This is a genomic window from Bacillus sp. AY18-3, assembly GCF_008042305.1.
Lineage (GTDB): Bacteria > Bacillota > Bacilli > Bacillales > Bacillaceae_G > Bacillus_A > Bacillus_A wiedmannii.
Window position 1 is genome coordinate 99,813 of the sequence record NZ_QKQR01000021.1, and the last position, 13,816, is coordinate 113,628.

Below are 13,816 nucleotides of genomic sequence, written 5' to 3' on the forward strand. Positions count from 1 at the left end.
AAAATTACCAGTCCTTTTTTCTTTATATAAATAAGAAGAAAGGTGTATCATATAAAGATGCAAGGGAAATACTTATATACATTTGTGAAAAAATTGTTACTTTTTTTCGTCGTTTGCGATATCATTTTATTTGATATAAAATTAGAATGAGAATAAAATGAGAATATGAACGTTTTAGGAATTTTTAAAATGTATATAGAGGATTAATGGAGGTATTGAGATGGCTGGTTCTACATTAACGGTTAAAGACTTACACGTATCAATCGACGGTAAAGAAATTTTAAAAGGTGTAAACCTTGAAGTAAAAGGTGGAGAAATCCACGCAATTATGGGACCTAACGGAACAGGTAAATCAACTTTATCTTCTGCAATTATGGGTCACCCAAAATATGAAGTAACAGAAGGTAGCATCATCATCGACGGTGAAGATGTATTAGAAATGGAAGTAGATGAGCGCGCACAAGCAGGTCTATTTCTAGCAATGCAATATCCAAGTGAAATTAGCGGAGTAACAAACGCTGACTTCTTACGTTCTGCAATTAACGCACGTCGTGAAGAAGGCGATGAAATTTCTCTTATGAAATTTATCCGTACTTTAGATAAAAACATGGAATTCCTAGAAATGGATCCAGAAATGGCACAACGTTACTTAAACGAAGGTTTCTCTGGTGGAGAGAAAAAACGTAACGAAATTCTTCAATTAATGATGATTGAGCCAAAAATCGCAATCTTAGATGAAATCGACTCAGGTCTTGATATCGATGCATTAAAAGTTGTATCTAAAGGTATTAACCAAATGCGTGGCGAAGAGTTCGGTTGCCTAATGATTACGCATTACCAACGTTTATTAAACTACATCACTCCAGACTTCGTTCACGTTATGATGAACGGTCGTATCGTTAAATCTGGTGGCCCTGAGCTTGCACAACGTCTAGAAGCTGAAGGTTACGACTGGATTAAAAAAGAATTAGGTATTGAAGACGAAACAGCAGAGCAAGAAGCGTAAGAGAGGAGCATAAACATGACAATCGGTACATTACCTTTCGATCAAGAAACAATCCGTCAGCGCGCAAGCGAAGTAAACGAAGCTGCTTGGTTGACTGAGTTCCGCTTACAAGCTCTTGCACAAGCAACTGAACTTCCAATGCCAACGCCTGATAAAACGAAAATTGAAAAATGGGACTTTATCGGAAAAGGCGACGCTGCTAAGCAAGAGCCTGTAAGTTCTTTAACAGAGCTTCCAGAAGCAGTGAAAAACTTAATCGATGAAAATAACAGCGTATTAGTACAACGTACTGGTACAACTGCATTCGTTTCTTTAGCAGACGAAGCAAAAGAAAAAGGTGTTATTTTTACAGACATCCTAACAGCTGCAACAGAGCATGCTGAACTATTACAAAAGTATTTAATGAAAGACGGCGTGAAGGTAGACGAGCATCGTTTAACTGCACTTCATGCTGCATTAATCAACGGCGGTGCATTTGTATATGTTCCGAAAAACGTTGTTCTTGAAACTCCACTTCAAGCTGTATTCTTAGTAGACGGTGAAGAAGCTAACGTATATAACCACGTATTATTCGTAGCTGATGCGAACAGTACTGCAACTTATGTAGAAAACTACGTTGCAAATGAAAATGCTAAAGGTATTGCAAATATCGTAGCAGAAGTAATCGTGGAACAAGGCGCACAAGTGAAATTTGGTGCGGTTGATCTATTAGCAAAAGACGTAACAACTTACGTTAACCGCCGCGGTGTTGTTGGACGCGACGGCCGCATTGATTGGGCTCTAGGCCTTATGAATGACGGAAACACAATTTCAGAGAACGTTACGAATTTAATGGGCGACGGATCATATGCTGATACAAAAACAGTAACAATTGGTCGTGGTAACCAAACACAAAACTTTACAACTAAAGTTGTTCACTTCGGTAAACACTCTGAAGGTTGGATTTTAAAACACGGTGTACAAAAAGATAGTGCAACATCTATCTTTAACGGAATTGGTAAGATTGAACATGGTGCATCTAAATCAAATGCACAACAATCTTCTCGCGTTCTTATGTTAGATGAAAAAGCTCGCGGTGATGCAAACCCAATTCTTTTAATCGACGAAGATGATGTAATGGCAGGTCACGCAGCTTCAGTAGGCCGCGTAGATCCGTACCAATTATACTACTTGATGAGCCGTGGTATTCCAAAACGCGAAGCAGAACGTTTAGTCATCCATGGATTCTTAGCACCTGTAGTAAATGAGCTTCCAATTGAAGGAGTAAAGGCACAGCTTGTTGAGGTAATTGAAAGGAAAGTTCGCTAATGAATATTCATGAAATACGCAAACAGTTTCCAATTCTTGATCAAAAAGTGAACGGCAAACAACTTGTATATTTCGATAGTGCAGCAACTTCTCAAAAACCAATTCAAGTCATTGAAACGTTAGAACGTTACTATAAAGAATATAATTCTAACGTGCATCGCGGTGTTCATACGCTCGGTACGAAAGCTACCGACGCGTATGAAGGTGCACGCGAGAAAGTTCGCAAGTTTATTAACGCGAAATCAATGGAAGAGATTATTTTCACGCGCGGAACGACAACTGCATTAAATACAGTAGCGGCTAGCTATGGTCTTGAAAATGTAAAAGAAGGCGATGAAATCGTTATTTCTTACATGGAACACCATAGTAACATCATTCCGTGGCAACAAGTTGCGAAGAAAACTGGTGCAACTTTAAAATACCTTCCGCTTCAACCAGACGGTACAATTTCTTTAGAAGATGTTCGTCAAACAGTTACACCGAATACAAAAATCGTTTCTATTATGCAAGTATCAAACGTACTTGGAACGATTAACCCTGTAAAAGAAATCGGAGCAATTGCACATGAAAACGGTGCAATCATGATCGTTGATGGAGCACAAAGTGCACCTCATATGAAAGTGGATGTACAAGATTTAAACTGTGATTTCTACGCATTATCTGCTCATAAGATGTGCGGACCTACAGGTATCGGCGTATTATATGGTAAAAAAGAATTGCTGAACAATATGGAGCCAATTGAATTTGGCGGTGAAATGATTGATTTCGTAGATTTACAAGAATCTACTTGGAAAGAGCTTCCGTGGAAGTTTGAAGCAGGTACACCGATTATCGGTAATGCAATTGGACTTGGTGCGGCAATTGATTTCCTAGAAGAAATCGGTCTTCATAATATTGAAAAGCATGAACATGAATTAGCGCAATATGCTTTAGAAAGACTATCAGAAGTAGATGGCGTTACAATTTATGGTCCAAAGCATCGCGCTGGTCTTGTTACATTTAATATTGAAGACGTACATCCTCATGATGTAGCAACTGTATTAGATGTAGAAGGCATTGCGGTTCGCGCAGGACACCACTGTGCACAACCGCTTATGAAGTGGCTGAAAGCTTCTTCTACAGCACGTGCGAGCTTCTATTTATATAATACAAAAGAAGAAATTGATACATTTGTTGAATCACTAATCAAGACAAAGGAGTATTTCACAAATGTCATTTAATAATTTAGATACGTTATACCGTCAAGTTATTATGGATCATTATAAGAATCCTCGTAACAATGGCGTGTTAGAAGATAGTGTTACTGTTAACTTGAACAATCCAACTTGCGGCGATCGTATTCAACTTACGATGAAAGTAGAAGAAGGTATTGTACAAGAGGCGAAGTTTGAAGGAGAAGGGTGTTCTATCTCAATGTCTTCAGCTTCGATGATGACACAAGCAGTAAAAGGTAAGAAAATTGAAGAGGCACTTCAGCTTTCTAAAATTTTCTCTGACATGATGCTAGGAAAAGAGTACGATGACAGCATTGATTTAGGAGATATTGAAGCATTACAAGGCGTATGCAAGTTCCCTGCACGTATTAAATGTGCAACATTAGCGTGGAAAGCGTTAGAAAAGGGCTTAAACGAAGATAAGTAATGTAAAAGGTTCCTAAAAACGAGGTTATCTAAGGAGGGACACACCAACATGGCGAAGCAACTGCCAGATATCGGCGATTATAAATATGGTTTCAAAGACAAAGACGTTTCGATTTTCCGTGCTGGACGCGGTTTAACAAAAGAAATCGTTGAAGAGATTTCACGTATGAAAGAAGAACCACAGTGGATGTTAGACTTCCGTTTAAAATCACTGGATAAGTTCTATGAAATGCCAATGCCACAATGGGGCGGCGACTTAAACGACTTAGATTTCGATGAAATTACGTACTACGTAAAACCATCTGAGAAATCTGAGAAGTCTTGGGATGAAGTACCTGAGGAAATTAAAGCGACATTTGATAAATTAGGTATTCCTGAAGCTGAGCAAAAATATTTAGCTGGTGTATCTGCACAGTACGAATCTGAAGTTGTATACCACAACATGAAAGAAGACCTAGAAGCTCTAGGAATCGTCTTCAAAGATACAGATAGCGCATTAAAAGAGAACGAAGATATTTTCCGTGAGCATTTCGGAAAAGTAATCCCACCAACAGACAACAAATTCTCTGCATTAAACTCTGCAGTTTGGTCTGGTGGATCATTCATCTACGTTCCAAAAGGTATTAAAGTGGATACACCACTTCAAGCGTACTTCCGTATTAACTCTGAAAATATGGGACAATTCGAGCGTACGCTTATCATCGTAGACGAAGGCGCACACGTACACTACGTAGAAGGTTGTACAGCACCTGTTTACACGACTAACTCACTTCACAGTGCGGTAGTAGAGATCATCATTAAGAAAGATGCATATTGCCGTTATACAACAATCCAAAACTGGGCGAACAACGTATACAACCTAGTTACAAAACGTGCGGTTTGTGAAGAAAACGCAACGATGGAATGGATTGACGGTAACATCGGATCTAAATTAACGATGAAATACCCAGCAGTTATCTTAAAAGGCGAAGGCGCTCGTGGTTTAACATTATCTATCGCGATTGCTGGTAAAGGCCAACATCAAGATGCTGGTGCGAAAATGATTCACTTAGCACCAAACACGTCTTCAACAATCGTTTCTAAATCGATTGCGAAGCATGGTGGTAAAGTAACTTACCGTGGTATCGTACAATTCGGACCAAAAGCGAAAAACTCTCGCTCTAACATCGAGTGTGACACGTTAATCATGGATAACCAATCTACATCTGATACAATTCCTTACAACGAAATCAAAAACGATTACGTTTCACTTGAACACGAAGCGAAAGTATCGAAAGTATCAGAAGAACAATTATTCTACCTAATGAGCCGCGGTATTTCTGAGCAAGAAGCTACAGAAATGATCGTAATGGGCTTCATCGAGCCATTCACTCGCGAACTTCCAATGGAATACGCAGTTGAAATGAACCGCCTGATCAAGTTTGAGATGGAAGGTTCTATTGGTTAAATAGAAATGCGGATCCGACTATTCAGACCCGTTGGCTAAGGTTCTTTCGCACAGAAGATGCTGTTTATTTTCTTGTGCGGAAGGTTCTTAGACATGAGGGTCTAGGAGGCGAAGCTGGACAATATTTAAAAGTGGAAGTGGCTCGTTCAGAATGTGAGGGGGATGGAGCTTCTGACGTAGAGGCGTTTTTTGCCTCATAGGAAGAAGTGAAGCCACCGAACATTCTAGCCGCTGGAACTGGATAATATATGTATGAAGAAAGCGCCCTGCTATGCAGGGCGCTTTTTTATGTTGTGCTTGATTGGGTTCAGTTTAGGTCAGTTCAGGGCAGGCTGGGATATCCAGTCGGTGTTTAACTAAATATATCGACTTATCAACAAATTACGACAGGAAGAACAGGCTGTATACCCCGAACCTAAATCGTATCCACCTTATCCACAGATTTAATACGCTCCCAAATATGTTTCATCTCAATGAACGAACCATATCCAATTAAAGCACCTAGCATATTCAATATGATGTCATCAATATCGAAAACACCAGTAAAAGTAAGGAGTTGTAATGATTCAATTAATAAAATAAACTTAATGAAAATTTTTGATGCCATTTTTACATTGTTTATTTGTTTAAATAATAACGGCAGAAGGAATCCGAATGGGATAAATATGATGACGTTCCCTAATGTATTCATAAGTACGATTTCTATATTATAAGGATCTAGTAAATGTGTAGGATCGAATCCACTTAGATAGCTGATTGTACTTTTGAGTGGAATTAAGTTTATTAACCCACCGTGTATAGAATGCCAGTCACCTGTTTCAAAGAAGTACTTCAGATTACCAAAGTAAAAAGCTTGCCTCCCGAGCAACAGTTTAAATAATAAAACAAATGAATACGGTAAAAATAATCCCCAACCAATCCACTGTACATATTTTTGCGTAGAAGATTGCATCGCTTTTTCAATTTCAGTTCCTAAAGTAGAGGCTTCTCCGAAGTTTTGAATGGCTAATGTAGTAGCTTCTTCTTCAGATTTTCCTTGATCGAGAAATTCTTGTTTTAAACTTGTAAGATGATCGTAAATTTCGAAGTAAAGTTCGTCTCTATCAGGTTGCGAGAGGTTTGTTTTTTGAACGATACTCTTTATGTATTTTTCAATCGTCATTAATTTAAAGCTCCTTTCTGACAAGTTTTAATAAGAGCTGTAACTGAATCCCACGCTGTTAGTTTTTCTTCTAAAATTTTCTTGCCGTTCGTAGTAATGTGATAAAATTTTCGTTTCATACCAGTTTCAGATTCACCCCAGTAGGAATTGATTAAATCCTTTTGTTCCAAGCGCTTAAGTGCTGGATAGAGTGTACCTTGGCTCATCGTGTATAGATCATTGCTGTTTTCTTTTAGCTTTTGAATAATTTCATATCCGTACGTATCGTGCTGTTTAATGATGGAGAGCAGTAAAATATCAATACTTCCTTTTAATATCTCTTTATCCATTTTATGGTTCACCACCTTATGGTGAGATTGTAACACGACATATGTCGTATTACAAGGTATATTTTCCGGAGGATACCCCATCTAGTATGCATTGAAATATATCAGCGATTATTCAAATATATCGACGGTTCGACAAGGGATATCGACTTATTGACAAAGTAAGACAAAAGAAATTCCGTATATACCCCACAACATGTTGTAGGAAAAGAGACCGACTGGAAGTAAGGCAAAGATACTGACAAATCCACTGACAATCTATTGGAAAATTCAATTGAAGCCCACCTACCGAACTCTTTGTTAAACTTTTTGACAAATCCCCGGAACCCCAACAAATCCCCCGTTCAATCATCTAAAACCCTTCCACACACTAGAAAAAGTTTTCTTATCAAAAAGGACAATCTTTTGCTTTTTCTTATAATGCGAGTACAATGTAAAATAGCAAGAAAAGACGAAAAGTATTTACAGGATTATTGCGTACGTGTAGCGTAAATGGCAGTAAGGAACTGAGAGGAGGTTTTTTCTCTGAATATAAATAAAGAAACAATCATCCACCTTTATCATACAAACGATATACATAGTCATTTTGAAAATTGGCCGCAAATTTCTCGGTTTGTACAAGGGGAGAAAAAGCGAAGACAGGAAGCGGGAGAGACCGTTTTGACGGTTGATATCGGCGATCATGTGGATCGTTTTCATAGTATTTCGGAAGCGACGAATGGACTTGGCAATACGAAGCTTTTGAATGAGGCGTTATATGATTATGTAACGATCGGAAATAATGAAGGAATTACGTTAGCGAAGGAGCATTTGAATCGTCTATATGATGCTGCTGGATTTGAGGTGCTCGTTGCGAATTTATTTGAAAAAGAAGGGGTACGTCCAGCGTGGGCAAAGCCTTATAAATTACATACAACGACAGATGGAATTACGATTGCCTTTATCGGATTAACAGTAGCGTATCCAGAGTTTTATCATATGCTCGATTGGCATATTGAAGATCCGCTTATCCATTTAGAGTCTATTTTAGAAGAAGTGCGAAATGAGGCTCATATTACGGTTGTCCTTTCTCATCTTGGAAAAAGCATGGATGAGTATATGGCAGAGCATTATGATATAGATGTTATTTTAGGTGCACATACGCACCATTTATTTGAGCGTGGCATTCTTATGAATAATACTTTACTTTGTTGTTGTGAAAAGTGGGGACGTTACGTTGGGCACGTTCAGCTTACTGTGGATAAAGAGACGAAGAAGCTGTTGAAAAAGGACGGTAGAGCGATTAAGACAGAACGTTTAGGTGCTTATAGCAAACCGTTATCCACAATTGAATTGCTGCAGGAAGAAAGTAAACAGATTATGGCAGAGCCTGTCGTTCATTTAAAGGAATCTTTACCAGTCGATTGGTTTCATGAGACAGCATTTTCGCACATGTTAGCAAATGCGCTGAAAACGTGGTGCGGTGCAGAGATTGGCATGGTGAACGCTGGTGTACTTCTTGAAGGATTAGAAGAAGGTGTTGTGACGCGCGGAGATATTCACAGAATTTGTCCACATCCAATTAATCCATGTTTATTAAAAGTGCCGGGGAAAACGTTAAGAGAAGTTATTTTGAAAGCACGTCGCCCGAATATGGAGAACCTTGAGGTAAAAGGATTCGGATTTCGTGGAAAAGTGATGGGGAAAATGATTTACGCTGGTGTCGAAGTCATTCCAGATATGATTCCTGGGAATAAAATTTTACTGGAAGATGTATTGATTAACGGGGAATCGCTGGAATTAGATCGTATATATACGGTAGGAACGATTGATATGTTTACATTCGGATACTTATACCCAGAGCTATCCACACTTTCTGACAAACAATATTATATGCCAGAGTTACTCAGAGATGTGTTAACAGACGTGTTGATAACTCATACATCTTCCGTCAAACTATAGGCTAGTTAACTTGTAACACTCATTTTTCTCTTGTCATACAGATAAGAAAGAGAGGAGTGTGGACTATGGTTAATGTGGAGCCAATTATAATCGATAATTATACGTTTATTGCGGTTAGCGTCAAACTTCCAAAGACAAATTTGCTAGCTGTAATGAGCGATAAAGGATATATTATGTGCGGTGCATTAGATGTAGGTCTTTTAAATGAGAAGTTAGGTGATCGAGGAATTATTGCTGGCCGTGCGGTTGGTGTAAGAACGATTGAACAACTTCTTGAAGCGCCGCTAGAATCAGTCACGATTGAAGCCGAAGCATTAGGTATTACGGCAGGCACAATCGGAAAAGAAGCATTATTAAAAATGAGATAAGCATATATCGTCCCTCCTTCTTGCATAGAAATGATATAAGAAGGAGGTTTTTTTATGAGTATATTTCGTTCGAAAAATTCGCGGTTTCGAAGGGGACCAATTTCCTTTCGGCACATACTGCTTATGTCGTTTATTCTTTTTGTCATATTACTCGTGCAAGGATTATGGATTGTGAATAAAAGCATTCAGCCGACATTACTTAAATATGGGGAAGTAGAGACGCATAAAATGGCGACAGCGGTTATGACGAAGGCGGTAAAAGATAGAATTAATGAAGGGTTTGATGTCGATTCATTAATGAAAGTACAAAATGATAAAAACGGGAAAGTATCCACAATTAATTTAAATACAAAGCAAGTAAATGAAATCGTAACGTCAACGACCACATACATAGAAAAATATTTACAGCAAGTAGAACAAGGTGATTTGAAGGGGCTAGGTATTTCTGAAAAAAATGGAGCAACGATGGCAGTTCCTTTTGGTCGTGTAACGGATAATGCGCTTCTTGGAAATATAGGTCCCGATATTCCAATTGATTTCACGACGATTGGTCATGTGAATACGGATATTAAACAAAAAATTGAACCGCACGGGATCAATACGACAGCGATTCAAATTATTATGGAGATGGAAGTCACGTTGCAAGTGATTATTCCATTTCATACGAAAGAAATAAAGGTAAAACAAGATGTTCCGATTGCAACGCGTATTGTTCAAGGGGAAGTGCCTACTTATTATGGAAGTGGGAGTGTTGTTGTACCTGATAAAAAGAAAACGGATAGTTAGCCGAATTAAAAAAATAACCGTAGCAATATGCTACGGTTATCGTTTTGTATTCGTGCGTTCTTTTCGCTCCCACAGACTTAAATGCATGTATGGATCGAAAGCCCATTCTGTATAACCATTGTCTTTATACATACCGAAATGTAGGTGGGGCGGGAATTTTCCAGCTGTGCCGGGAGGGCCGTAACCGGTGCTACCGACAAATCCGATTACTTTTCCTGGTTCGACAATTTGTCCAAGCTGTATTTCTTTTGAGAATCCGCCTAAATGAGCGTAATAATGGTAATTATTATGAAGGTCGCGAATACCGATGCGCCATCCGCCAAGACGGTTCCAGCCTTTTGTTTCAATAATGCCATAGCAAGTAGATCTTACTGGTACACCATAGCCTGCAAAAATATCAGTTCCTTCATGAACTCTCCTTCCCCCAAAACTTCTTCCAGCACCGAAAGTACTACGGTAGCTATGGTCACTACGAATCGGAAGAGGGAAAGCATTTCCTTCTAAATTAATACGTCCGTAATGTTTATAAATTTGGGCGTATTCGGTAATTAATTCAACTGTTTTCGCACGTCTATAATATTCCCAAAGCATAATGTGAACACGGTCTTCGGACGTTCCTTGTTTCTTTAAAATTGTCGCTGCTGTATGCAGAAGATCACGGTCGTTATTTGCGTTTGCAAATCCATCTTTGTCACCATCTAAACCCAATCCGCCAAATAGAGAAATTGTATGGGGGAGAGTGTCGTTACCATTAACGGGACCAGCCCATATTTCTGGTTTGAAATAAAGGGAGATAATGGCATCTGGTTTTTTCGGAATATCTTTTCTTACGCTCCGTATATTTCTTTCGTATTGATCCATTGCAGCTAAGTAATACCACGGAATGCCTGAAGATTGCTCGGTTTCTTTATATAGTGCCATGCGCTTTTCGTATATGCTTTGCTGATTATCTTCACCGTAAGCGATATTTTGGTGGAGAAGAAAGCAAATCGAAAGCAAAAGAGAAATTTTTCGAAGCATGAAATAGACTCCTTTCACAACATCACTCTTTTTAGTGTGGGATATACGGAGTATTTCATTATAGGGAACGATTGGAAAAAATCTTAGAATCTTCATTTGAGCAAATCGCTTTCATACGTTAGAATAGATATGTTACATTGAAAGAAGCGAACACGGTAAATTATTTCATATTGTGCGGAGTTGATAACCATGACAAAACAAACAGAATATAAGCGCAAGCCCGAATGGTTGAAAATTAAGTTAAACACGAATGAAAACTATACAGGCTTAAAGAAAATGATGCGTTCTAAGAATCTTCATACAGTTTGTGAGGAAGCAAAATGTCCGAATATTCATGAATGCTGGGCTGTAAGAAAAACAGCAACATTTATGATTTTAGGTGCGGTTTGTACACGTGCTTGTCGTTTTTGTGCGGTTAAAACAGGCTTACCAACTGAGCTTGATTTACAAGAGCCAGAACGCGTAGCAGATTCTGTAGTACAAATGGGCTTAAAGCACGTTGTTATAACAGCGGTTGCACGTGATGATTTAAAGGACGGGGGAGCAGCTGTTTTTGCTGAAACAGTACGCGCTGTACGTCGTAAAAATCCATTTACGTCAATCGAAGTATTACCATCTGATATGGGTGGAGTAGAAGAAAACTTAAAAATGTTAATGGATGCAAAACCAGATATTTTAAACCATAACATTGAAACAGTACGTCGATTATCTGACCGAGTTCGCGCTAGAGCAAAATATGATCGTTCATTAGAGTTTTTACGTCGAGCAAAAGAAATGCAGCCTGATATTCCAACTAAATCGAGCATTATGGTGGGCTTAGGTGAAACGAGAGAAGATTTAATTGAAGCGATGGATGACTTACGTGCAAACAATGTGGATATTTTAACTCTTGGACAATACCTACAGCCATCTAAGAAGCATTTACCAGTTCTTAAATATTACCCACCAGCAGAATTTGCAGAGCTTAAAGAAATTGCACTTAGCAAAGGCTTTAGCCACTGTGAAGCTGGCCCACTTGTGCGTTCTTCTTACCATGCGGACGAGCAGGTTCGTTCTGCAAAAGAAAAAACAGCAGAAGCAAAATAATGAAAAAAGAGAGCTAATCATTAGCTCTCTTTTTGTTTATATTCTAAAACAGTATTTGGGCATGTTAATAAGATTTTCTTTAATTCCTCTGTGGATAATTCAATTGTAAATTCAGGTACACCAGGTGTAATTAAAATTTTATCGTAAGCATAAATAGCACTATCCACAATAATCGTTACATTTTGTGAATAACCGAAAGGAGCTACACATCCTGGAGTACAGCCTGTTTCTTCTCTTAGCTCATCAGGAGAACAGAGAGATAAGCTTTCTCCTGTTATTTCTTTCATCTCTCCTCGGTTGAGCCTTGTACCCTCTAACGTAAAAAATACGTAATAATCTCCAGACTTTGATTTTAAAAATAAGCTTTTACTTGGAGTGCCGTGTAAGCCAAGCCTTTCACGTACGATACGATCTGTTTCATAATCGAGTACTGGTTCGTGTTCAAACTTTTCGTAAGAAGCATTTGTTTTATGTAGTAAAGCAAGTACATCTTCGTACATATGGAGTGATACCCCTTTCTATTGTTAGTACAGTTTCTTCTCGTGGCGTCAACTGAATGTGTTGGAAAGAGATATTACTTGGACGGTGCTTCCCATAATCGTTTTAGGATACATTGTTTATCGAGTGTAATTTCGTAAATATCAGGATTCGTTAAAGCTCTCCATTCAATAAAGCCGATCGTATGATCAAAGTGCTTTAAAATGAGCGTCAGTAAGTTGCCGTGTGTAACAAGTAGTGTTGTAGTATGGTTTAACTTTAAAACGTCTTGGATAAGTGATATAGCACGATCCGTCGCTTGTTTTGTTGACTCTCCGCCTGAAAAGGCGATATCTATATTTGTAAAAGTAGATTCTAGTTTTTGCAACCAATCATCCATTGGAACGTCGCTTAATATGCGTTCAGCTAATCGTTCATCTTCTTGGATAGACAAGTTAGCTTGAAGCGCATAGGGCCGAATAGAATCGATAGCTCGCACAAATGGGCTTGAAATAATATGATCTATTTGTGATTGGTTTTCTAAGAGGAATGTAGCAAGAGTGTTTGCTTGATTTTTTCCTGCAATCGTTAATTCGGCATCACGTTCTTGTCCAGTTGCTGAACAATGTCGTATTACAATCAATTTCTTCACAATTCATCCCCATCTTTCAAGTTGACGCTATATACTTCGACAAATGTGGGAAAAATTCCTTTTTATTGGAAACGGCATATTGATTTAAATATGTGGAAAAGTAATGTGGATAAATGAACATTTGAGGTGTAATGATGAAAAAAATGATATGTATTATATTCGGTCTTTGTTTTTTTATACACTTGTCCACAACATATGCAGAATCCAATCAAAAATTAAATTATCCAAGCAATCGAAATAAATCATTTGTGAGTGAAGATGTGTTTTACGAACAGTTAGATAAGAAAATCTATAAAGAATACAACAATGCAGCATATAGCGTTCGAAAAAAGATTCTATTTAAAGAAGTGCCGGATAAAGAATTTTCTTTCAGAAAAAAAGCAGCCGTGGGTTGTCGTAGTAGCGTGGTACTTCAAGATTTTTTTGTTCACCCTGATCGCCAAGTTTATTTTTTTGCTTCCTTTTCTCAAAATGAAGCAGAAGAGTTTCATAAGTACATTGTTATAGATGCAGAAACAAAGAGGGAGCTGCAAGAGGGCAAGAGTTATCATCATTGCGAAAATCGTGGTAAAAAATAACCCACCAGCTGGTGGGTTA

Annotated in this window: 16 protein-coding genes; 11 read left to right on the forward strand and 5 right to left on the reverse strand. The window is 38.3% G+C overall.

From position 1 onward, the window contains the following. The first annotated feature begins 220 nt into the window (after positions 1-220). From sufC to DM800_RS29660, 6 genes are all read left to right on the forward strand, one after another. Entirely contained in the window at positions 221-1,006 is a 786-nt protein-coding gene (sufC, locus tag DM800_RS19095; RefSeq protein WP_000929162.1) for a Fe-S cluster assembly ATPase SufC, read from the forward strand. 15 nt (positions 1,007-1,021) lie between these two features. After that, entirely contained in the window at positions 1,022-2,314 is a 1,293-nt protein-coding gene (sufD, locus tag DM800_RS19100; RefSeq protein ID WP_088064731.1) for a Fe-S cluster assembly protein SufD, read from the forward strand. Beyond that, on the forward strand, positions 2,314-3,534 hold the full coding sequence (gene sufS / locus DM800_RS19105; RefSeq protein WP_001020765.1) for a cysteine desulfurase SufS: 1,221 nt from the start codon (positions 2,314-2,316) through the stop codon (positions 3,532-3,534). The genes sufD and sufS overlap by 1 nt, the downstream gene beginning before the upstream one ends. Next, complete coding sequence (gene sufU / locus DM800_RS19110; RefSeq protein ID WP_000009525.1) at positions 3,524-3,955, forward strand: Fe-S cluster assembly sulfur transfer protein SufU; 432 nt, start codon at positions 3,524-3,526, stop codon at positions 3,953-3,955. Before sufS ends, sufU begins: the two co-directional genes overlap by 11 nt. A 48-nt stretch (positions 3,956-4,003) precedes the next feature. After that, complete coding sequence (gene sufB, locus DM800_RS19115; RefSeq protein WP_001118829.1) at positions 4,004-5,401, forward strand: Fe-S cluster assembly protein SufB; 1,398 nt, start codon at positions 4,004-4,006, stop codon at positions 5,399-5,401. 74 nt (positions 5,402-5,475) lie between these two features. Continuing rightward, positions 5,476-5,601, forward strand: a complete 126-nt coding sequence (locus tag DM800_RS29660) for a hypothetical protein (protein ID WP_255447010.1) — start codon at positions 5,476-5,478, stop codon at positions 5,599-5,601. A gap of 215 nt (positions 5,602-5,816) precedes the next feature. Here DM800_RS29660 and DM800_RS19120 read toward each other — a convergent pair whose 3' ends face one another. Then, positions 5,817-6,563, reverse strand: a complete 747-nt coding sequence (locus DM800_RS19120; RefSeq protein WP_147787356.1) for a VanZ family protein — start codon at positions 6,561-6,563, stop codon at positions 5,817-5,819. After that, positions 6,563-6,892 carry a PadR family transcriptional regulator gene (locus DM800_RS19125; RefSeq protein WP_098133972.1) on the reverse strand — a complete coding sequence of 110 codons (330 nt, stop codon included), beginning with the start codon at positions 6,890-6,892 and terminating at the stop codon, positions 6,563-6,565. Before DM800_RS19125 ends, DM800_RS19120 begins: the two co-directional genes overlap by 1 nt. 546 nt (positions 6,893-7,438) lie before the next feature. Here DM800_RS19125 and DM800_RS19130 point away from each other — a divergent pair. The 3 genes from DM800_RS19130 to yunB all read left to right on the forward strand — a co-directional run bounded on the left by DM800_RS19130 (position 7,439) and on the right by yunB (position 9,984). Further along, positions 7,439-8,830: a bifunctional metallophosphatase/5'-nucleotidase gene (locus tag DM800_RS19130; RefSeq protein WP_147787357.1), complete on the forward strand. Its 1,392-nt coding sequence runs from the start codon at positions 7,439-7,441 to the stop codon at positions 8,828-8,830. Between the two features lie 65 nt (positions 8,831-8,895). Continuing rightward, a complete protein-coding gene (locus DM800_RS19135; RefSeq protein ID WP_000248463.1) occupies positions 8,896-9,198 on the forward strand; it encodes a YunC family protein in 303 nt (100 codons plus the stop codon). A 54-nt stretch (positions 9,199-9,252) separates the two neighbouring features. Then, a complete protein-coding gene (gene yunB, locus DM800_RS19140) occupies positions 9,253-9,984 on the forward strand; it encodes a sporulation protein YunB (protein ID WP_046954393.1) in 732 nt (243 codons plus the stop codon). Between the two features lie 36 nt (positions 9,985-10,020). On the opposite strand, the gene DM800_RS19145 is transcribed toward yunB, so the two are convergent. Continuing rightward, a complete protein-coding gene (locus DM800_RS19145; RefSeq protein WP_000944677.1) occupies positions 10,021-11,004 on the reverse strand; it encodes a M23 family metallopeptidase in 984 nt (327 codons plus the stop codon). Between the two features lie 189 nt (positions 11,005-11,193). Here DM800_RS19145 and lipA point away from each other — a divergent pair, with 189 nt between their 5' ends. Then, complete coding sequence (lipA, locus tag DM800_RS19150) at positions 11,194-12,090, forward strand: lipoyl synthase (RefSeq protein ID WP_000166369.1); 897 nt, start codon at positions 11,194-11,196, stop codon at positions 12,088-12,090. Positions 12,091-12,110: 20 nt separating this feature from the next. On the opposite strand, the gene DM800_RS19155 is transcribed toward lipA, so the two are convergent. Both DM800_RS19155 and DM800_RS19160 read right to left on the reverse strand, forming a co-directional pair. Continuing rightward, entirely contained in the window at positions 12,111-12,590 is a 480-nt protein-coding gene (locus DM800_RS19155; RefSeq protein ID WP_048542306.1) for a YbaK/EbsC family protein, read from the reverse strand. 74 nt (positions 12,591-12,664) lie between these two features. After that, a complete protein-coding gene (locus DM800_RS19160) occupies positions 12,665-13,219 on the reverse strand; it encodes a histidine phosphatase family protein (RefSeq protein ID WP_088080791.1) in 555 nt (184 codons plus the stop codon). A gap of 134 nt (positions 13,220-13,353) precedes the next feature. Here DM800_RS19160 and DM800_RS19165 point away from each other — a divergent pair, with 134 nt between their 5' ends. Further along, positions 13,354-13,797, forward strand: a complete 444-nt coding sequence (locus tag DM800_RS19165) for a hypothetical protein (RefSeq protein WP_088064728.1) — start codon at positions 13,354-13,356, stop codon at positions 13,795-13,797. Positions 13,798-13,816: the final 19 nt, after the last annotated feature.